The organism is Sediminibacillus terrae (assembly GCF_009602435.1).
Classification (GTDB): Bacteria; Bacillota; Bacilli; order Bacillales; family Amphibacillaceae; genus Sediminibacillus; species Sediminibacillus terrae.
The window spans coordinates 54571-73264 of record NZ_VZDQ01000027.1 but is presented as its reverse complement, the minus strand read 5'-3'; the positions used below and the strand labels follow the sequence as shown (position 1 = coordinate 73264).

Annotated in this window: 24 protein-coding genes; 11 read left to right on the top strand and 13 right to left on the bottom strand. The window is 44.6% G+C overall.

The window, feature by feature from the left end:
* Positions 1–19 precede the first annotated feature (19 nt).
* A complete protein-coding gene (locus F6X55_RS17215; RefSeq protein WP_026571490.1) occupies positions 20–406 on the top strand; it encodes an ectoine synthase in 387 nt (128 codons plus the stop codon).
* Positions 407–954: 548 nt separating this feature from the next.
* On the opposite strand, the gene F6X55_RS17210 is transcribed toward F6X55_RS17215, so the two are convergent.
* Entirely contained in the window at positions 955–1578 is a 624-nt protein-coding gene (locus tag F6X55_RS17210; protein ID WP_026571491.1) for a flavodoxin family protein, read from the bottom strand.
* Between the two features lie 167 nt (positions 1579–1745).
* On the opposite strand from F6X55_RS17210, the gene F6X55_RS17205 reads away from it, so the two are divergent.
* The 3 genes from F6X55_RS17205 to F6X55_RS17200 all read left to right on the top strand — a co-directional run bounded on the left by F6X55_RS17205 (position 1746) and on the right by F6X55_RS17200 (position 2981).
* Positions 1746–2168 carry a CBS domain-containing protein gene (locus F6X55_RS17205; protein ID WP_026571492.1) on the top strand — a complete coding sequence of 141 codons (423 nt, stop codon included), beginning with the start codon at positions 1746–1748 and terminating at the stop codon, positions 2166–2168.
* A gap of 15 nt (positions 2169–2183) precedes the next feature.
* Positions 2184–2345, top strand: a complete 162-nt coding sequence (locus F6X55_RS20125; RefSeq protein ID WP_162832880.1) for a hypothetical protein — start codon at positions 2184–2186, stop codon at positions 2343–2345.
* Between the two features lie 477 nt (positions 2346–2822).
* Positions 2823–2981: a YfhD family protein gene (locus tag F6X55_RS17200; RefSeq protein ID WP_081718204.1), complete on the top strand. Its 159-nt coding sequence runs from the start codon at positions 2823–2825 to the stop codon at positions 2979–2981.
* Positions 2982–3219: 238 nt separating this feature from the next.
* Here the strand turns inward: F6X55_RS17200 and mscL are convergent, their stop codons facing one another.
* Positions 3220–3780: a large conductance mechanosensitive channel protein MscL gene (mscL, locus tag F6X55_RS17195; protein WP_237648701.1), complete on the bottom strand. Its 561-nt coding sequence runs from the start codon at positions 3778–3780 to the stop codon at positions 3220–3222.
* Between the two features lie 91 nt (positions 3781–3871).
* Here mscL and F6X55_RS17190 point away from each other — a divergent pair, with 91 nt between their 5' ends.
* Both F6X55_RS17190 and F6X55_RS17185 read left to right on the top strand, forming a co-directional pair.
* Complete coding sequence (locus F6X55_RS17190; RefSeq protein WP_161993110.1) at positions 3872–4324, top strand: YueI family protein; 453 nt, start codon at positions 3872–3874, stop codon at positions 4322–4324.
* A gap of 135 nt (positions 4325–4459) precedes the next feature.
* On the top strand, positions 4460–4645 hold the full coding sequence (locus F6X55_RS17185; protein ID WP_026571495.1) for a YjzC family protein: 186 nt from the start codon (positions 4460–4462) through the stop codon (positions 4643–4645).
* An 85-nt stretch (positions 4646–4730) separates the two neighbouring features.
* Here the strand turns inward: F6X55_RS17185 and F6X55_RS17180 are convergent, their stop codons facing one another.
* The 7 genes from F6X55_RS17180 to F6X55_RS17150 all read right to left on the bottom strand — a co-directional run bounded on the left by F6X55_RS17180 (position 4731) and on the right by F6X55_RS17150 (position 9563).
* Entirely contained in the window at positions 4731–5618 is an 888-nt protein-coding gene (locus F6X55_RS17180) for a TetR/AcrR family transcriptional regulator (protein WP_161993109.1), read from the bottom strand.
* 191 nt (positions 5619–5809) lie between these two features.
* Positions 5810–6556 carry an amino acid ABC transporter ATP-binding protein gene (locus F6X55_RS17175; protein WP_026571496.1) on the bottom strand — a complete coding sequence of 249 codons (747 nt, stop codon included), beginning with the start codon at positions 6554–6556 and terminating at the stop codon, positions 5810–5812.
* 16 nt (positions 6557–6572) lie between these two features.
* The gene (locus F6X55_RS17170) at positions 6573–7277 is read right to left on the bottom strand and encodes an amino acid ABC transporter permease (protein WP_051381979.1); all 705 of its coding nucleotides are present in this window, start codon (positions 7275–7277) and stop codon (positions 6573–6575) included.
* On the bottom strand, positions 7261–8100 hold the full coding sequence (locus F6X55_RS17165) for an amino acid ABC transporter substrate-binding protein (RefSeq protein WP_026571498.1): 840 nt from the start codon (positions 8098–8100) through the stop codon (positions 7261–7263). The genes F6X55_RS17170 and F6X55_RS17165 overlap by 17 nt, the downstream gene beginning before the upstream one ends.
* 349 nt (positions 8101–8449) lie before the next feature.
* Positions 8450–9088, bottom strand: a complete 639-nt coding sequence (locus F6X55_RS17160) for a sigma-70 family RNA polymerase sigma factor (RefSeq protein ID WP_026571500.1) — start codon at positions 9086–9088, stop codon at positions 8450–8452.
* A 46-nt stretch (positions 9089–9134) separates the two neighbouring features.
* Positions 9135–9290 carry a YvrJ family protein gene (locus F6X55_RS17155; RefSeq protein WP_081704461.1) on the bottom strand — a complete coding sequence of 52 codons (156 nt, stop codon included), beginning with the start codon at positions 9288–9290 and terminating at the stop codon, positions 9135–9137.
* 27 nt (positions 9291–9317) lie between these two features.
* Positions 9318–9563, bottom strand: a complete 246-nt coding sequence (locus F6X55_RS17150) for a helix-turn-helix domain-containing protein (RefSeq protein ID WP_026571501.1) — start codon at positions 9561–9563, stop codon at positions 9318–9320.
* 355 nt (positions 9564–9918) lie between these two features.
* Here F6X55_RS17150 and F6X55_RS17145 point away from each other — a divergent pair, with 355 nt between their 5' ends.
* The 4 genes from F6X55_RS17145 to F6X55_RS17130 all read left to right on the top strand — a co-directional run bounded on the left by F6X55_RS17145 (position 9919) and on the right by F6X55_RS17130 (position 11938).
* On the top strand, positions 9919–11034 hold the full coding sequence (locus tag F6X55_RS17145; protein WP_153464928.1) for an NAD(P)/FAD-dependent oxidoreductase: 1116 nt from the start codon (positions 9919–9921) through the stop codon (positions 11032–11034).
* 94 nt (positions 11035–11128) lie between these two features.
* The gene (locus F6X55_RS17140) at positions 11129–11323 is read left to right on the top strand and encodes a helix-turn-helix transcriptional regulator (protein WP_026571503.1); all 195 of its coding nucleotides are present in this window, start codon (positions 11129–11131) and stop codon (positions 11321–11323) included.
* A gap of 30 nt (positions 11324–11353) precedes the next feature.
* On the top strand, positions 11354–11734 hold the full coding sequence (locus F6X55_RS17135) for a permease (RefSeq protein WP_153464926.1): 381 nt from the start codon (positions 11354–11356) through the stop codon (positions 11732–11734).
* A 27-nt stretch (positions 11735–11761) separates the two neighbouring features.
* Complete coding sequence (locus F6X55_RS17130; protein ID WP_152525498.1) at positions 11762–11938, top strand: DUF3976 domain-containing protein; 177 nt, start codon at positions 11762–11764, stop codon at positions 11936–11938.
* A 120-nt stretch (positions 11939–12058) separates the two neighbouring features.
* Here the strand turns inward: F6X55_RS17130 and F6X55_RS17125 are convergent, their stop codons facing one another.
* Both F6X55_RS17125 and F6X55_RS17120 read right to left on the bottom strand, forming a co-directional pair.
* Complete coding sequence (locus F6X55_RS17125) at positions 12059–13234, bottom strand: aminotransferase (RefSeq protein WP_153464924.1); 1176 nt, start codon at positions 13232–13234, stop codon at positions 12059–12061.
* Positions 13231–13725 (bottom strand): Lrp/AsnC family transcriptional regulator, encoded by a 495-nt coding sequence (locus F6X55_RS17120; RefSeq protein ID WP_026571506.1) that lies wholly within the window; start codon positions 13723–13725, stop codon positions 13231–13233. Before F6X55_RS17120 ends, F6X55_RS17125 begins: the two co-directional genes overlap by 4 nt.
* Positions 13726–14101: 376 nt before the next feature.
* Here F6X55_RS17120 and F6X55_RS17115 point away from each other — a divergent pair, with 376 nt between their 5' ends.
* Positions 14102–15706, top strand: coding sequence for an amidohydrolase (locus F6X55_RS17115; protein ID WP_237648700.1), 1605 nt, complete (start codon positions 14102–14104; stop codon positions 15704–15706).
* 39 nt (positions 15707–15745) lie between these two features.
* On the opposite strand, the gene ilvD is transcribed toward F6X55_RS17115, so the two are convergent.
* Both ilvD and F6X55_RS17105 read right to left on the bottom strand, forming a co-directional pair.
* On the bottom strand, positions 15746–17428 hold the full coding sequence (ilvD, locus tag F6X55_RS17110) for a dihydroxy-acid dehydratase (RefSeq protein ID WP_153464922.1): 1683 nt from the start codon (positions 17426–17428) through the stop codon (positions 15746–15748).
* A gap of 346 nt (positions 17429–17774) precedes the next feature.
* Positions 17775–18551 (bottom strand): glucose 1-dehydrogenase, encoded by a 777-nt coding sequence (locus F6X55_RS17105; RefSeq protein ID WP_153464920.1) that lies wholly within the window; start codon positions 18549–18551, stop codon positions 17775–17777.
* Positions 18552–18694: the final 143 nt, after the last annotated feature.

The window sequence follows — 18694 nt, the reverse complement described above, 5'->3', positions numbered from 1 at the left end:
TACCGGGAGGAAACCAAAAATGAAAGTTGTAGCTTTAAATGACGTATTAGGAACCGAACATGATGTTGACGGAGGCAATTGGGTCAGCAGACGTCTGATCAAAAAAGACGATGGCATGGGATACTCTGTCAACGATACCATTATAAAAGCAGGAACAGAAACGCATATTTGGTATCAAAACCATCTTGAAGCAGTCTACTGTATCGAAGGGGAGGGCGAAGTCGTCACTCTTAAGGATAACAAAGTATGGCCAATCAAAAAGGATGAACTGTATGCCCTGGATGAGCATGACGAGCATCTGCTTCGAGCCAGAACGGATATGCGGATGGTATGTGTATTCAACCCGCCGCTTTCCGGAAAAGAAGTGCATGACGAAAATGGCGTATATCCAGTCGACGAAGACTAATAAACCGAGAAAATCAAAGGCAGTCTCGCACATTAATCACCTTTAAGCTTTTCTGCAAGAAGCTATATACGAGACAAAGTGGCCGAGAAAAGCATGGCCACCAAAGCAAAAACCGAGCGAATTTGAACTATCAATCAAGTTCGCTCGGTTTTTAATGTTTGTGTTCCTTCGATAGACTTACATGTCTGGAATCGCTACGGCAAGATATTGTGCTTTCTTGCGGGATTTTCCGCTCGTGCTGTTCCCGTTGGAGTCGCCGTATCTTGCCTCCGCTGTTTTCGGGGCCCAATTTTTATATAATCAAAACTAAATAAATAGAAGCGTTTTCTTCTGACTGTCAGGGTTTCTAAACAGTGACATAGACGAAAATCAGCACAGAAAGTTTTTTATGTAGGTATTGGAGTTTGAGAACCAACACCATAAAAATAATAAAGAAGTACTCCTGTTTCCATACGGTTTACTTTTTGTAACCAAAAAACCGAACGAATGAAGGAATCGTTCGGTTCTTGTATTGTTCACGAGGCTTTTGTCCCGGACTCTTTTTGGTTTCAGGAAGCATTTCCCTTCGTCGGAATAGGCTGTTGCTGAAAGATGCGGGCAAGATGGATCAAATTATGACCGGCCATTTGGACGTTAGACTGTGTGAACTCATTTTTATATCCCTCGGCTTCGATATACGATGGTCCCGGCCCTGCTTCTCCTACCCAATAAGCTATTGGATTTGGCGGAATCGCATAACCGATTTGCGATAGACCGAAAATAAGATCGCCTGCAGCATTTTTTGCTCCATCCTCATTCCCTGTGACTACCGCGCCTGCCACTTTGTTATAAAATACCGGCTGGCCTTTTTCATTTTTAACCGTTGAAGAACCATTAAAACGTTCCAGCACTTTTTTCGAAACACTGCTTTTTTCACCCAGCCATACAGGAGTGCCCATCAACAATATATCAGCTTCCTTTATCTTTTCGAACAGTTGCGGCCACTCATCGCCGTCTCCCATATCCTCTGCTATTCCATAAGCTATATTGTAGTCGACTACCCGAATCAATTCGGATTCCACCTGCTCCCCATCAAAAACCTTAACGAATTCATTCAACAGAGCATCGGTGTTCGAAGGTTCATCCGACTTTTTCAAGGAACAATTCAAAATCAATGCTTTTAAAGGTGCCAAGTTTATCCTCCTCCTATACTAGTCTCCTAGTGCTGTTCCCGATTGACTGAAAAGATATGCAGCAGGTGATGATTTTTTTTGATTTTCAAGAATACGTTTCGCCCTGCTCCATAAGGGATATTTAATAAATATACGTCAGTTCCCACACCTAAAAGGAGGATTAGCTTATGACAACTGTTCAAGAAGTAATGACAGACAATGTAACAAAAGCTAAACCTGGCGACAGCTTGGAAACATTAGCCCAGGAAATGGAAGCACGCGATGTCGGCTTCCTTCCTATTGTGGATGAAGAGAAGCTTGTCGGCGTAGTGACCGATCGTGATATTGTACGAAAAGGACTGGCAAAGGATTTCAAATCGAATGGCGTTTCAGCTGAACAAATCATGACCGATAAAGTCATCACAGCACTTCCGGATATGCAGGTGGAAGAAGCTTCACGACTGATGCAAGATCACCAGATCAAACGGCTGATTGTTGCTGAAGACCGAAAAATCAAGGGTGTTGTCTCTCTGGGAGATTTAGCTGTCTCCGACAAGGAACAAGCCGCTGAAGATGCTTTAGGCGAAATTAAAAAATCAAGCAATGGATAAGCGAGGTGTCCTACGATGGCTGAAAACAAAGACGAATTATTCGACAACCACGAAAACAATTCACCTGAACAAGAAAAGAAACGGAAGGATCCTAACAAAGATCCAGATCCTGAACGCGAAGTGGAAAGCAACAACAAAAAGAATCCGGAAAAAAATCCGGATGACTTTCAACAGTAACCAACTTAAGATAAACGGCTGCAAAGCCTCCTATTCGAGGACATCACCAGCATGGCAAAAATGCTGGTGATGTTTTTTGAATCGAGGCAGAAAAAATAGGCTCTATAGAGCGAAGCAGTGTAGCAGAGGAAATAAGCGAGACTCTTGCGGAAAAACGGGCGGCCGAGACCCCGCAGCGGGCTTTGCGAGGAGGCTCGGGCGTTCGTCCGCGGAAAGCGAGTTTATTTCCTCTGCGGTCCGAGTAAAATAGCTATTTTGGAAATGAGCATTTCGATAAAAAGAGGGTGGAAGAAAAATCACACCACCACACGCTAGAGAACCAAAAATACATACTCCCACTCCCTCTGATTTTGCAACTCGACTGTACGAAAAACTTCCCTGTGAACTATCGCTTTATGAATAGGATATTGTTGTCTATTCCATATTATAAAAGAAGATGAAGCTTTCCTTATCCCTTTTCAGAAAGGATGGTATGTAATGGACGAAAATAAACAGGCCGAAAAAGCGCTAAACAATATCGAGAAAACGGAAGAAGTGGAATTTTCCTATGAACTGGCCGACTCAGAAGATATGGAAGCAATCGAAAGAATGAAAAAAGCAAATAAGCGCCAGGAACAAAATAAATCGAAAAAATAAACACGATCAGACTCGGTTGTCCCGGCGTGTGTTAAATCGATGACAGGATATGTCTTGTAAGGTCGGTGGAACAACCATTTCAGCTTACAAATTGGGAGCAAAGCATGGCCTCCCACGCAAAACCGAGCGGATTCTGAATGCTAATTGAATTCGCTTGGTTTTTTAAATTTGTAAGTTGCTTACCTTAGATAGACTTCCTCTTATTCTGTTGTTTAGGGAGGGCTTCGTATCAGTTTGCCTATTTCACGTGAATCCACGGCCTCCTCCTATCATCCGTTTCTTCTTTCGCAAGATCAGAACCGCAATGGGCACACCGGATTGCTTGTGCGGGGATGGACATACGACAGTAAGCACACTCCTTTTTTTGCATTGCCATTCCTGGATGTTGATCTGGTTTTTTCCAGCGGTTCATTTGCCGTATGACCAGAAACAACGCGAAAAAAATGATTAAAAACCGTACCAATGAAGTAAGGAACAATCCGTAGTTGATCGTGGCAGCTCCTGCCGACTGGGCTTCTGCCAATGTATCATATCGGCCGCTCCCCAAGACAATATACAAGTTGGAAAAATTCATCTGGGATAGCAGCAATCCGATCGGCGGCAGCAGTACATCGGTCACCAATGAATCAACAATACTGCTGAATGCAGCTCCGAGAACCATACCGATTCCCATGTCGGCAGCATTCCCCCGCAGGATGAATTGACGAAATTCTTTGAGTATCGTCGATTGTTTCCCTCCTCTCCTTTCATGATAACTATATGCATAATTGGGACAATCTATGATGAGAACACACGGCACTCAGCACCATGCTTTTTTAATAGCTTCAACCGTCTTATAATAGAAGGACAAGCAAAATAGGCTTGGACCATTCATGAGAAGGAGCATCATGATGAGTAAAGAAAACATAGACAACTATCTTGAAGAAGGAATGTACGGCGCAAAGCAGACAAAACCCGCCGAGCGAAAACGATACCTAGGTACGTTAAGGGAAAGGATCCTGCTTGCCCTGGACAAATCACAAGTCATGCAGCAAGAAGGGTTTGAGGAATTAGCAGCAGAGATGAAAGCAAACCCGGAAGCAAAATTATTGCTGAATGGAAAAATCAATTCACGTTTTTTTAAAGAATATAAAAAGATTGCCCGTCAGCATAACATCCGCTATACTGCAGTAACCAATAAGCAGGCAGAGACAGACATAGGAGCAATTTTAACGAGTCAATCCGCCGTAGACCGTGAAACGATTTTCATCGAAAAAGAGGAAGCTCGGACCTCTATTGAAACAGACAGCTCGCAAGGATTTAAATCGAAGATAAAGAAATGGCTCGGCTTATCAAAGCGATAAAGATTCGGACCGTTAAATTACAATTGCGTAACATTCACCCAACAAAGTTTATCTGCACGCCATCCGTGAAATAGATTAATGTACATGAAAAGCAGGACTAGCTTTTCAAAAAATTCAACGGAGGTGTAGAGAAGAATGGCTGAAAATCGTTTAAAAACCGGAGAAAACGTCCCAGAAACAGGCAAGTATAAAGTAGACGGATTTGTCAACGAAGACGACGCTTCCCAACAAGACGACACCGAAATCAGTGTCGAGGAAGGGGAACAGCTACCACCATCCCCAACCTCCCACAAAGCAGTCTATTGGAAAAAAACTTCTTAAATGAAACCAGGTCGAAAGAAAACACTGTACGGGGAGGCTGACCCTCCGTACAGTGTTTTTTATTACCTTTTCTGCTAGCTTCCTATTACAGCAACCGTATTTGCAGACGTTCGGCTATACGATACCGGTACTCATCCAGTTCACTGATTTCTTTAAAATTAGCCAGCAAACCCTGGATTAAAAATTTTTTCGGTTCAGCTTTTCTGATCTCTGAAGACAAATAGTCGATCACACCCTGGAGTTCCGCCGCCTTAGAAGGGTCGATATCCAAATGATTGATGGCCTCCTGCATTTTCTGCAAGCTTGTTTCTACTTCCTGTTTAACAGAGTCCGGCGGCAGGTTCATTTGTTGCGCGAATTCCGTCAAATGTTCCTTTGTAACCAACGGTTCTTCTCCACTGTCTATAAGCCCCCTGACTATATCGTCCAGACGACGGACAAGGAAGACAGCCATTTTGTGAAAATCGAGTTCGACATCGTACTTGATGCTCAGTTGCATATAATTCGACAGCATCCCCTCGACAATGATGCTCAAATCGACAACATGCTCTTCAGCCCGATTTCCATACATATTTATCAAATTTTGCTCATACCACTGCTTTATTTCGATATCCTTTTGTCTTATAAACTGAAATAATTCTTCATTTAGAGAGATAGTTTGCTCCCGAAACTGTGTGATGATGAAATCTTTATGTTTCAGGATTTCTTCCAATTGAACGCGGATTTGTTTGATAAAACTTTCTTTCGGCGGCAGGTTTTCCTGTCTCACTTCATCCACTTTTCTATTCATCAAGTCATAATAGTATTCGAATATACGGAGCATCAATTCGTCCTTGGAGCGAAAGTGGAGGTAAAACGATCCTTTGGATAAATTGCTTTTATCGACAATTTCCTGAACGGAGGTCGAATAGAACCCCTTTTCAGCAAAAAGCGCAATGGAAGCCTCGATTATGTTTCTCTTCTTTTCATTCATTTCCATCACTTCCCAGGCTTTAAAAACTTCTTACATATTTACTATCTTTTATTTTGTCGTTTAACCTGCAATCAGTCAAGCGGAAGTCGTCCCGTAAAGGAGAAAGCTAGCTTGTCCACTAGTCTCGTGCTTATGTTGCCTAATGACGGTATAAAAAAACATCCAGTCCGTGTAAAGACTGGATGGTGCGTTTAAGGGTTGAGTATTCGCTGCAAGAATTGCTGGGTTCTTTTCTCCTTCGGTTCTTTCAATACCTGCTTAGGCGGTCCCTGTTCAATAATGTAGCCGCCGTCCATGAACAAAACCTCATCGGAAACCTGTTCCGCGAACTGGACTTCGTGGGTGACGATTACCATTGTCCAGCCTTCATTGGCCAGCTCCTTGATTACCCCCAGTACTTCTCCAATTAATTCCGGATCCAAAGCGGAAGTAGGCTCGTCGAACAGCATCAACTCCGGTTCAATAGCCAACGCACGGGCTATCCCGACCCGCTGTTGTTGTCCCCCGGAAAGTTGATGTGGATACAAGTGCATTTTATCTTTCAGGCCCACTTTGGCAAGCAGCCGTTCTGCCATCTCCTGAACCTGTTTTTTATCACGTTTTTGAACGACGATCGGCCCTTCCGTCACATTTTCCAATGCCGTTTTATGCGGGAACAAATTGTATGACTGAAAAACCATACCAGACTTCCTTCTTAGCCGCAGCCAATCTTGTTTACTCACTTTCTTACCGAAATCAAGACTAAAACCATCTGCAAAGGTGAAATCACCGCCGGTCGGTTCTTCCAGGGCATTCAAACAGCGAAGCAGTGTCGTTTTCCCGGATCCGGACGGCCCCATGATCGTCAGTACCTTGCCCTTTTCCACGCTGACATCAATATCTTTCAGTACCTCTAGCTCGCCAAAAGACTTCGATAATCCCTTTATTGATAAATACATTGTTCCACCTTCCTCTCTACCTTGCCGTGTAACGTGAAAGTCGTCTTTCGATTGCTTCCTGGACGAGTGACAGCAAGAAACAGATCACCCAATACAGAATGGCAGCTTCCACATATATCAGCATGAAGTCGTACGTCCTTGCGGCTATTTCCTGCGCCCGGCGAAACAACTCGGTCACCAGAATCAACGAGGCAAGCGATGTATCCTTAACCAGGCTGATAAACGTATTGGACAGCGGCGGAATCGATACTCTTGCCGCCTGTGGAAGAATGATCCGCTTCAAGGTAGTAGAATGGGACATGCCGACTGTATAACCTGCTTCCCATTGGCCTTTTGGAATCGATAGAATAGATGCACGGATAATTTCAGATGCATAGGCCCCGACATTCAAGGAAAAAGCAATAATCGCACTCGGAAACGGATCGATTGTAATATTTAAACTGGGCATACCATAAAACACGATAAACAATTGCACCAGCATAGGCGTCCCACGGATCGCGGACACATATGCGATGGCAGGCGCCCTTAAAAACCTGGAATTGGATAACCGCATCATTGCGGTCAACAAGGCCAATACCAATCCAACTGCAAAGGAAATCAGTGTCAGAGGGACGGTGTACTTAATTCCTCCGGTGATCATCGGGAGCAGGGAGTTTTTAAAGAGCTCCCAGCCCCCCATGTCTCCGGTAATTGTCAACAAAACATTATTGAGAAGAGACATCTTCACCAAACCATTCTTTGGAGATTTCCGCTAAGGTTCCGTCTTCTCTCATCGCTTCCAGCTGCTCATTGACAGCCTCCACTAATTCTTCGTTTCCTTTATTGAAGGCAAATGCCGATTCCGAAACATCTTCCTGCTCCGCAGCTATCTTGATGCTTTCATCACCTTGCTGGTTGATATAATCCAATACAGCCAGCTTATCATTCACCGTGACATCGGCTCTGCCTTGCTTGATCAACTCAATGGACTGTGCCAGCCCTTCAACGCTGACAAGTTCCGCGCCATTTTCCTCGGCAATTTCACCATAATTACTCGTCAAGGACTGTGCAGATTGCTTGCCCTCCAAGTCTTCGAAAGAAGTGATATTGTTATTATCTTTCGGGACGACTACTACCGCAGAGGAATACGTATATGGATTGGAGAAATCATAATTTTGTTTGCGATCTTCGTTAATTCCAACCTGGTTTGCAATCACGTCAAAGCGTTCAGCATTCAAGCCGGCAAACATGGAATCCCATTGCGTTTCTTCAAATTCTACATCGATTCCCATCCGGTCCGCCACTTCCCGGATAACTTCCACATCATAACCGGTCAAATCACCTTCATCGTTATGGAAAGTGAACGGGGCATAAGTGCCTTCCGTTCCTACCGTAATGACTCCTTCTTCCATGATCTGATCATATAGGGACGCAGACGATTCAGAGCCACTGTCCGAGCTGCCATTATTTTCGTCGCCCCCGGAATCTCCCTCCGAATTGCTTCCACATGCTGCCAAAACAGCAATCAGGCCGATGAAAATCAGCCATGCACTTATTTTTTTCATATTTTAAACCCCCAGTATGTTTATCGGAATTGTTGTCCAGATGTGATTATACCCCGCCGAAGATCGCTTTGTAAAACAATTAAACCTTACAAGTGAATTATTCCCTAACCGTGTGAAAATATTGCTGAAACAAGCTTCAGCGTGCATTTTTTGCCACACGGGAAATTATCTCGGAATTTCGAGAATTGAATATATAAAAGAAGGGGACTCGTCCTGTGCTGTACGCACATAGCAACTCGTCCCCTTTTGCAAGGCCAGTATTCACTTTCCCCTCCCGGCAGTCTTCCAAGCCCATTCTTTTACAGTTGATGATGAAGGAGGGGAAATGATTATATTGATTCAACAACACCTATCCACTTCCTTTTCCATTTCCAAGGTATCCTGTTTCATTCAGTGATCTTCTCAATCTTTTTAATGCTTTTTTATGGCTTTTCGACACAGCCTGTTGGGTTTTTTTCATCACTGTCGCTATTTCCGTGTCACTTAGCTCATGGACATAGGCCAAGTTGAGTATTTTCTTCTGGTTCTCTGTCAAATTGGCGATTGCCTGATAAAGCCTTTCATCGACAACCAAATCCTCAAGAGAATAATCCCGGCCATTGGAAAACATCGCTTCCAGACTGGATACTTGCTGTTTGTCTTCGATTACATCTTTTAACGTGTACTCGGAATCATCTGTTAGAGGGGAGTCAAGGATGAGCTGATTTCGCATTTTAACATTTTTGTATTTTTTATCATAATTTATGGCATTGAAATGTAGGGTATTAGAGAGAAAAGTGGTCAGTCTGATATTAAAGTAGTATGCGCGGAATTTATCATCTAACTTTTTCGTGTTGGCTTGGGATGGGTAACAAATGGTCTGGACGAACAACTGGTAGTTATCCTGATCTTTCAAAAAAGTGGAAACAATCGTGTTGTTGAGGAATTCCTGATGTTCATCTATATACTTTTTCACCTCGGACGTACAGGGATCTTCATGTTCTTTCACCAATTAATCCCCCCTTCCTGGTTCCCTGAAAACGGGATGAGCATCTCTATTTTCGGGATAGCTTGGTCGAGAGCTCGTAAATCACTGTCTCCAGATTTTCAATTTTTCGTTCAAAGCGGAAGAACAAATAAACAGTGACTGCGATAGGAAAACCGAAATTCCCCAACAAAGTGACCCAAAGCGGAAAGTCAAAAGAATTCATTATCATCGCCTCCCTGTCATTATTTTTTCAAACAATGTTGCTCTCTACCTGAACTTGAAAGTCGAAAAATCCGGGAACGGTGGATATATCGTAACTGGTTACGGCTTCTACCATTTTCAACTGTAAATCCTGGTACATATCTTCCCTGTTTTTCTCTTCTGTCTGGTAAAGGGATTTCTTGACTTTTGGCTCAAATGCGTCGAGAATGGCTACCAAGGCGGACGGGTTACTCCTAGACTCAGTCGTTAACTGATACAGTGACTTTTCCTCCATTCAGATAACCCCCCTAATGATATGGACTTGGCTTGCTTACTCTATAAAGAAGCCCTCCTCTCCCATCTAACAACCTTTGTCTATAAAAATTGCTATTTACTTTATTTTACAGAAAGAACGAACGTTTGGGTATTGGGACTTTATCCGGCAATTCCGGGCAGTTAGCAGCACAATGGCATTCCATCTTTCCTCTGTGAAGCAAAACTAGTTAATAAGTATGTGGGAGCTATGGCGCACTATGATGATTTTTGAATGTTGAACATGAAAACATCCGGTCTTTCAGCGTGTTCCTTTTGCAGTGGGAATTTGTCTGATATATTTTAAATGACATACAATAAACGGTAAGGATGATAGAATGAAAAAATTCATTATAGTCGGAGCCGGCATACTAGGAGCTTCAACTGCCTACCGACTCGCAAAGGCCGGGGCTCAAGTGACGATCGTCGATAGGCAGGATGCCGGCCAGGCTACTGATGCAGCCGCCGGAATTATCTGTCCCTGGTTATCCCAGAGAAGGAATAAGGCCTGGTATCAGCTTGCCAAAGGCGGCGCCCGTTATTACCCCGAATTGATCAAAGAATTAAAATCCGATGGAGAAACAAATACCGGATACACAAAAGCAGGAGCAATCAGCCTTCATCATGATCCAAAAAAACTGGATGCAATGGAAGAACGGGCGCTGAAACGCCGCGAGGATGCTCCGGAAATGGAGGAAATCAGCCAACTTTCAGCAGAGCAAGCTCAAGCTTTGTTCCCACCACTTTCAGGAGAAATGGGGGCTGTCCATGTCAGCGGAGCCGCTCGTGTCGATGGCCGTTTACTGCTGAGTGCTTTATTGCGGGCAGCTGAAAAACACGGTGCCCATCGAATAAATGGAAGTGCCTCCCTTGTTCTCAAAGAAAACAAAACATATGGCGTGTCGGTTGATCAGGAAGTTTTTTATGCAGATAAAGTGATCGTAACAGCAGGTGCCTGGGCCCAGGAACTATTCAATCAAGCAGGCATCCCGTTCAATGTCCGCTTTCAAAAAGCCCAAATCCTCCATTTGGAACTCCCAGATACACAAACCGCTGACTGGCCGGTTGTAATGCCGCCAAGCAACCATTATCTGCTCGCCTTTAATCCAAACCGGATTATTGTCGGTACTACACACGAGGATATCGAGCATTATGATACTCGGGCCACTGCCGGCGGTATCAAGGAAATCCTCGACAAGAGCCTGCAAACTGCACCTGGATTATCGGATGGCACGATTTTGGAAACAAGGGTGGGATTTCGTCCGTTCACCCCCGGATTTCTTCCAGTCATCGGGACGGTTCCTGGATTTGATGGTCTGCTGACCGCGAACGGACTTGGGGCGTCCGGACTTACCATGGGTCCATATATCGGCTCTGAACTTGCTAAACTAGCGCTGGGAGAAGCGACAGAGATTGATCTAAGCCTTTATGATGTATCGGGTGCATTGACATGATGCACCCTTCTATTCAGCTAACAATGTAAAGTGAGCTTGACGTAAAGGAAACTTTACTTTATGATAAGTTTAACAGCGAAGGGAGTAGAAAACGTTGAAAAATGATTTACCGGCGTATAGAAAAAAACATGGGATTTCCCAAGATGGCTTGGCAGCAAAACTGGGCGTTTCTAGACAAACCATCATTTCAATCGAGAAAGGCAGATACAATCCTTCACTTCCTTTAGCTTTACAGATTGCCAGGTTATTCAATACCTACGTAGAAAATATCTTTTTTTTAGAGGAGTAAGTTTGATTCAAAACCAGGAGGTTCGGAACGATGAAATATTCACGTCTCGCATTCTTATTTATCGGTATTGTCGATTTGTTATTATTCGTTTTTCTTGCTGACGCCGCCATTCTAACCGGAGATACAGTTTTTCTGTCGCAAAACCTGATATGGCTTGCCATGGCCGTCATGGCGTTTTGTTTAAGCTATTTATTTCCACAGTTCATTCAAAAAGATGAACGGATGAAGCTTATCCGGCAGAAGGGAATCTTTTTTTCCTTTTTTGCCTTTTTAGCTTATTCCGTTGTATTGACTACTTTCTTACAAACAAATTTAATCCACTTGACTGGATTAGAGGCAGTCAACATCCTCACTTCTCTGATGATTTGCACCGTTTTTGTTTCCTGGGTAGTCTTATCCAAAATCTACTAAAACCCATTCCTTTAGGAGGTGTCCCTTATGCAAAGCTGGTTTTTCCCGCTTGCTTTTATTATTGGATTTCCACTGTTATACTTCTTCATTCGCAACGATGTCAATGAGGATAAGGCTTTGACCAAAAAAGGATTTATCAAACTGGGGTCTTTTTTGCTGATTATTTTTTTGGGTGCATTCTTCCTTGGGCTACTGGCAAGATGAGGCTATTGCAAGAGCACATCGCCAGTACCTATAAAGCGCTTATCACATAGTAGGAATTCAAATTCCCATTCCCCTCCACCCTAAAAAAAGAGCCTTGCCAGCTAGGCACGGCTCTTTTCTTTATAAACGCTTTTCCACAAAGCGCCCGATTCGTTCAATTGCGGTTTGCAGTGCTTCCATCGACGCAGCATAAGAACAACGTACATGCCCTTCTCCTCCGGCACCAAACACAGAACCAGGAACGACTGCCACTTTTTCTTCTTGCAGTAACTGCTCGGCGAACTGTTCCGACGTTAAACCTGTTTCCCGGATGGACGGAAAGGCATAGAAGGCCCCTCCCGGCATGTGGCAAGGCAGACCGATCCGGTTACTCGCTTTCACAAAATAATTTCGGCGCCTGCGGTAGCTGGCCACCATTTTATCGACGTCTTCACGCCCGTTTCTTAACGCTTCCAATGCACCGTGCTGGGCAATTGTAGGCGCACACATCATCGTGTATTGATGAATTTTCAACATCGCCTGCAGCAGTGGCTCCGGTCCGGCCAAGTATCCGAGCCGCCAGCCCGTCATCGCGAACGCTTTGGAAAAACCGGATATAACAACGGTTCTTTCTGCCATTTCCGGAAGTGACGCTATACTGCAATGAGATTGATCGTAGCTCAGCTCGGCATAAATTTCATCGGAAAGCACTAATAAATCGTGTCTTCGGATCACCGCTGCCAGCTTCTTCAGCTCTTCTCTGTCCAACGTGGCACCGGTTGGATTGTTAGGGAAGCAAAGCAGAACCATCTTCGTTTTTTCATTAATATGACTTTCCAACTGCTCCACCGTCAGTTTAAAATGGTTATCCGCCGTAGTCGGCACAGGAACCGGAATGCCTCCCGCCAGTTGGACAATCGGAGCATAGGCTACAAAGCCAGGCTCCGCTATCAAAACTTCGTCACCTGGATCGACCAGTGCCCGAAAGGCAATATCGATCGCCTGGCTGGCACCAGTGGTGACGATGATTTCTTTCTCTGCTTTGTATTCCAGCTGAAACTGCTTTTGTAAATAAGTCGAAATTTCCTGACGAAGCTCCAACAGCCCTGCATTCGCTGAATAGGAAGTATATCCACTTTCCATCGAAGCATAAGCCGCTTCACAAATGTTCCAGCTGGTTACAAAATCGGGTTCCCCTACCCCGAGGGAAACCACTCCCTCCATTTCATTCGCCAAATCAAAAAATTTCCGGATTCCCGAAGGTTTTATGCTTCTTGCTGTTTCCGAAAGATAATTTTTGGAAGATAGCTGTTTCATGGCGACACCACAGCCCGTTTATCCTTCTGCTCCGGTTCAAAAATGACGCCGTCATGTTTGTATTTTTTCAAAAGGAAATGAGTGGTCGTAGAGAGCACCGAGTCCAATGTCGATAATTTCTTTGACACAAAGAAAGCTACTTCCTTCATGGTTTTCCCTTCAATTTGGACCGATAAATCATAAGCACCCGACATCAAATAGACTGCTTTCACTTCTGGAAAGCGGTAAATCCGTTCAGCTACCCCGTCAAAGCCGATTTCCCGCTTCGGTGCCACCTTTACATCAATCATCGCGGTTACACCGTCATTGGATGGAACATGATCCCAATTGATCACAGCCTGGTAATTCAGAATGATATCCCGCTCTTCCAAAGATTTGACAATTTTTTCGACTTCGTGTTTCTCCATTTCCATCATATCGGCAATAGTTGCCAACGGTGTCCGTGCATTTCCTTCAAGAATCTCCAAAATCTCCAATTCTTTTTCATTCATGATATGTCCTCCATCTCAGTCGTCATTTATCAAAATTTGTTGAATCATCAATTTTTCGTTTACCCCAACTGCCGGATACGTAAAAGTCTGCTCTTTTCCGCAAAATCAATCAAAATATTTGGCAGTCCACTAAAAAGTCACTGTTTTAGAACCAAGCCATGCACCACTACTCTAACGGCCGCAACAAACCGTTAGAACATTATTTAAAACGACAATCCATACAAAAGATTTAAGCTACATTATATCACAAACACAAGCTGATATTGCAGGGGATTTTTGTGAGAAAGGGCTCTGTGCTTTGCGGAAAAGGAAGGTTGTGTCAAGGCATATTCTGGCGGGTATAGATAATTGAATAAGGAAAGAGGAGGAACGGATTTTGACCATACTAGATAATATTCGTTTATACAGACCGGGAGAAAAAGGGAATCCTGATGACCTCTATCACATGAAAATCGAAGAAGGATTTATCACAGGGATCTATAAAGGAACCGCAACAGAGCGAGACGAACATACCATAGATGGTGGACAACTGGTTGTTGCCCCTGCTTTTAATGATTCCCACTTACATTTGTTGCGGTACGGTTTAATGAAAAAAGAATTGGATCTTCGACAAGTTACAAGCTGGACTGACATGAAGCAAATTATCCAAGACCGGTTTATAGAAGAAGAAATGGAAGAGAACGATTGGGTGATTGGAAGGGGCGTTATTGACAGCCAGTTCACCGACCTCGATCACTTGCTGACTGCTGATGATTTGGACGAACTGGAATACGAAAAACCGATGTTTTTGCTTCATGACGATGGTCACGAATGCATAGTCAATCATAAAGCGTTATCCATTATCCAGGAGAATGATGGATTGGCTGAAGGACATGACCAGTTTATTGAAAAAGACGAAGATGGACGTTGGACAGGGCGTTTCAAGGATTCCGCCGTCCATTTTATCAAATTTCATTTTCGTCAGAAGAGCAAACAGGAAATTTATGAAGCAGTTCATGATGCCATCCCCCATCTTTCCAAAACGGGAATTACTTCTGTCCATACGGACGACCTTAACTATGCAGGGGACTATCAACGGTTATGGAATGCTTATACCCAACTTGAAAAGGATGGGAAGCTGGACATCGATGTGCAGCTTCATCATTATGTTTACAAGCTCACTGACATTCAATCGTATTTAGAAGCAAATAGGAGAAGAACCGGCGATGGAACAAAGCAAGTAAAAGTAGGTGCATTCAAGATTTTTCTGGATGGTACACAACGTCTGCATACAGCCGCTTTGCGACAGCCTTATCACGACAAGCCTGAGACCAAAGGAAATTTAATATACCCGCAGGAAGAATTAAACGAGATGGTGAAAACGGCCGACCAGAACGGTATGCAAGTTACCATGCACGCTATTGGTGACAGGGCGGTCGAGCAGGCAATAACCGCTTTGGAAAATACCGATACCCACAGGATGCGCCATCGAATCATTCATGCGCAGGTCTTGGCGCCTGATTTACTGGAACGGCTCAAAGAGCTCAAGCCATTTTTAGAAACCCAGCCAGGCTTTATCATGGAAGAGCACGACCAGACGGTTGAGTGGGTAGGGAAAGAAAGAGAACGCTTCTGCAATCCCTGGGCAACCGTCCATCAATTGAAAATTCCGTTTACAGGAAGTTCCGATTCGCCGATTGGCCCACTTGCTCCATTGATGAATATATTTGCAGCAGTGAATCGCACCGACGAAAAGGACAAACCAGAGGGTGGCTGGATACCCGAGGAAAAACTTATAATTGACGCTATCTTCCGTGCTTATAGTGAAACACCAGCATGGTTGGAATTTCATGAAAACAAAAAAGGAAAACTGAAATCTGGTTACCAGGCAGATTTTGTCCTCCTATCTGATCATCCAGCCAAGATACATCCAGCCGATTTAAAGCATCTGCAAGTGAAAGCCACCTACTTCCGAGGCAATTGTGTCTACGAGCGTTCCTGACGCAAAAACACCGGCTCCCCAATCGGAACCGGTGTTTTTTTATTCAAAATGATCGGTGACTGCACCCTTCGAGGAACAAGAAACCGTGTGTGCATACTTGCCAAGTACACCTTTGTTGTAGAGCGGCGGTGCCACCCATTGCTTACGGCGATGCTCCAATTCTGCTTCTGAAACATCCATCACGATTTCCTGCTTATCCGAATCAATCGTGACAATATCGCCTTCTTTCAACAAAGCAATAGGTCCTCCGGATTGAGCTTCCGGTGCAATATGGCCGACAACCAGGCCATGTGTCCCACCAGAGAAACGGCCGTCTGTCAACAATGCCACCTTTTCGCCCAACCCTTTTCCAACTAAGATAGCCGAGAGGGAAAGCATTTCCGGCATACCAGGCCCGCCTTTCGGACCCTCATAGCGAATGACCAGTACATCGCCCTCGTTAATTTCATTGTTGATGACTGCTTCTGTTGCTTCTTCTTCGGTGTCGTAAACACGGGCAGGACCGGTATGTCGTTTCACTTTCACTCCCGAAACCTTGGCTACCGCACCGTCAGGAGCCAAATTTCCTTTTAAAATGACCAATGGCCCGTTTTCACGTAACGGCTTGTCGATCGGCGTAATAATTTCTTGTCCTTCTTTTAAGGAAGGTGCTTCCGCTGCATTTTCCGCTACCGTTTTTCCTGTGATGGTCATACAATCGCCGTGCAAATAACCAGCTTCGTAAAGGTACTTCATGACAGCTGGAACACCGCCGACCTTGTGTAAATCGTCCATTACATATTTTCCGCTCGGTCGTAAGTCGGCAACATGAGGGACCTTCTTTTGGATTCTGTCAAAATCATCGATGGTGATGTCGACCTTGATGGAATGGGCAATCGCCAACAAATGAAGGACAGCATTGGTAGAGCCGCCAAGAGCCATGACAACCGTGATGGCATTTTCGAATGCTTCTTTTGTCATGATGTCTTTCGGATAAATTCCCAGTTCCAGCATCTTGTAAGCTGCCTTTCCTGCTTCCGTGCAATCCTGACGCTTTTCTTCCGATTCCGCCGGATTTGAAGAACTGCCCGGCAGACTCATTCCCATTGCTTCCACTGCAGTCGCCATGGTGTTGGCGGTGTACATTCCGCCGCAAGAACCAGCCCCCGGACAAGCGTGACATTCAATCCCGTGAAGCTGCTCATCGTTGATATCGCCGTTGTTATGCTGGCCGACTCCTTCAAACACGGACACTATATCCAGCTTTTGTCCTCGATGGAAGCCTGGTGAAATCGTACCTCCATAGACAAACACAGCAGGAACTTCAGAACGGGCAATGGCAATCATGCAGCCTGGGATATTTTTATCACAGCCGCCAATTGCTACATAGGCATCGAGGTTCTCCGCTCCCACGACCGTTTCGATCGAGTCCGCAATGACATCCCTGCTCGGCAGTGAATACCGCATTCCCTGCGTTCCCATCGAGATACCATCCGATACCGTGATCGTGTTGAACACCAAAGGAACTCCTCCGGCTTCCTTAGCCCCTTCCTTGGATTTTACTGCTAAATCGTGAAGATGGATGTTACAAGGCGTCACTTCGCTCCAAGTGCTGGCCACGCCGATCATCGGTTTTTTAAAGTCTTCATCCGTCACCCCTACCGCACGAAGCATCGCCCGGTTTGGCGCCCGTTTGGGGTCATCGCTGAACACTTTGCTTTTGATTCGTAAATCTTTTTCCATTATGTATGCCTCCCTCTTTCTTTCTAACAACTATAATAGCTTTTTTAAAAGGTTTCAATATATTTATTCTATTCTGAAAAATTTAGCTATTTTTGCAGGACTTACAAAAAATATAGCAAAAGTGCTAAAAAAATGGGAAGGGAAGACCTGTTTACCAAGCTTCCCTTCCCATTTTTCCGAATTACAGTAGTGAGATAATGAAACTTATCACTACTATAGCTCCAATAATCATCAAGATGGTCCGTAGCATTTATTTCACCCTTCCTGTTCAGCAACTAGTCTTCTTTTCCTTTTTCAGATGAGAGGCAAACGACATTTCGTGATTTGGAAAACATTAGCACTTCGTCTATTCCAGTTGTGAAGGATACAGGGTCATGCCTCCATCGACGAACAACGTGGTCCCGGTAACGTATCCAGCTTCTTCAGAAACAAGCCAGGCGGCGGCTGCCGCAATCTGATCCGGCTTGCCTATTTTGTTCATCGGTATTTTTTGCAAAGTCGCGTCCTTCTTTTCCCCTTCTTTTTCCTCCGCGGGATTTGCCGGTGTTTCTATGGTTCCCGGTGCTATGGCATTGACCCGGATACCGCGTCCGGCATATTCCAGGGCAAGTGTTTCTGTCATCATCTTCAGCCCACCCTTAGTAGTAGAGTAATGGACATTATGAACTTTCGGGATTTGCTGGTGTACGCTGGAAATATTAATGATGCTTCCTTTGATTTCATGGTCCAGCATGTACTTGATCGCTTCACGTGAACCGATAAAAGCCCCGGTCAAGTTGACCTCCAGCACACGTCGCCAATCCTGCAGACTTAATTCATGCGAAGGACATCCATTACTGAATCCGGCATTATTCACCATCACTTGGATAGACCCGAAGCGTTGGATCGCGGCATCGATCAACTGACGCATCCCTTCTTCCCGGGAGACATCGGCTTCCACTGCCAAGGCCTCGCCGCCTTGTTCCTTAATCAAACGCACCGTTTCTTCTGCACCACTTGGATCGGTGTGGTAATCGACAATGACGTTCATCTTTTCCCTTCCAAACCGCACAGCGATCCCTTGACCGATTCCCTTTGATGATCCTGTAACGATGGCTGTTTTCCCCGACAGATCCGGATACATGCAAAATCCTCCTTCTCGTTTATCACTATGGTATAAGTACCCGGGAAGCGAGCGAAGGAAACAATTTGTTCAGCAAGTGCAATGGTTGTCGGCTTTATTCGAATTATGGTAGTCTTTCCTATGTACACCTGAGCAGAGAAAAG

Excerpts from the sequence above, each read along its gene's own strand:
- ilvD (WP_153464922.1), bottom strand. The coding sequence starts at position 17,428 with ATGGAAAAAGATTTACGAATCAAAAGCAAAGTGTTCAGCGATGACCCC.
- F6X55_RS17105 (WP_153464920.1), bottom strand. The coding sequence starts at position 18,551 with ATGTATCCGGATCTGTCGGGGAAAACAGCCATCGTTACAGGATCATCA.
- F6X55_RS17205 (WP_026571492.1), top strand. The coding sequence starts at position 1,746 with ATGACAACTGTTCAAGAAGTAATGACAGACAATGTAACAAAAGCTAAA.
- F6X55_RS17125 (WP_153464924.1), bottom strand. The coding sequence starts at position 13,234 with ATGAAACAGCTATCTTCCAAAAATTATCTTTCGGAAACAGCAAGAAGC.
- F6X55_RS17155 (WP_081704461.1), bottom strand. The coding sequence starts at position 9,290 with ATGAATTCTTTTGACTTTCCGCTTTGGGTCACTTTGTTGGGGAATTTC.
- F6X55_RS17150 (WP_026571501.1), bottom strand. The coding sequence starts at position 9,563 with ATGGAGGAAAAGTCACTGTATCAGTTAACGACTGAGTCTAGGAGTAAC.
- F6X55_RS17200 (WP_081718204.1), top strand. The coding sequence starts at position 2,823 with ATGGACGAAAATAAACAGGCCGAAAAAGCGCTAAACAATATCGAGAAA.
- F6X55_RS17130 (WP_152525498.1), top strand. The coding sequence starts at position 11,762 with ATGCAAAGCTGGTTTTTCCCGCTTGCTTTTATTATTGGATTTCCACTG.
- F6X55_RS17180 (WP_161993109.1), bottom strand. The coding sequence starts at position 5,618 with ATGAATGAAAAGAAGAGAAACATAATCGAGGCTTCCATTGCGCTTTTT.
- F6X55_RS17215 (WP_026571490.1), top strand. The coding sequence starts at position 20 with ATGAAAGTTGTAGCTTTAAATGACGTATTAGGAACCGAACATGATGTT.
- F6X55_RS17145 (WP_153464928.1), top strand. The coding sequence starts at position 9,919 with ATGAAAAAATTCATTATAGTCGGAGCCGGCATACTAGGAGCTTCAACT.
- F6X55_RS17165 (WP_026571498.1), bottom strand. The coding sequence starts at position 8,100 with ATGAAAAAAATAAGTGCATGGCTGATTTTCATCGGCCTGATTGCTGTT.
- F6X55_RS17120 (WP_026571506.1), bottom strand. The coding sequence starts at position 13,725 with ATGAATGAAAAAGAATTGGAGATTTTGGAGATTCTTGAAGGAAATGCA.
- F6X55_RS17190 (WP_161993110.1), top strand. The coding sequence starts at position 3,872 with ATGAGTAAAGAAAACATAGACAACTATCTTGAAGAAGGAATGTACGGC.
- F6X55_RS17175 (WP_026571496.1), bottom strand. The coding sequence starts at position 6,556 with ATGTATTTATCAATAAAGGGATTATCGAAGTCTTTTGGCGAGCTAGAG.
- F6X55_RS20125 (WP_162832880.1), top strand. The coding sequence starts at position 2,184 with ATGGCTGAAAACAAAGACGAATTATTCGACAACCACGAAAACAATTCA.
- F6X55_RS17170 (WP_051381979.1), bottom strand. The coding sequence starts at position 7,277 with ATGTCTCTTCTCAATAATGTTTTGTTGACAATTACCGGAGACATGGGG.
- F6X55_RS17185 (WP_026571495.1), top strand. The coding sequence starts at position 4,460 with ATGGCTGAAAATCGTTTAAAAACCGGAGAAAACGTCCCAGAAACAGGC.
- F6X55_RS17135 (WP_153464926.1), top strand. The coding sequence starts at position 11,354 with ATGAAATATTCACGTCTCGCATTCTTATTTATCGGTATTGTCGATTTG.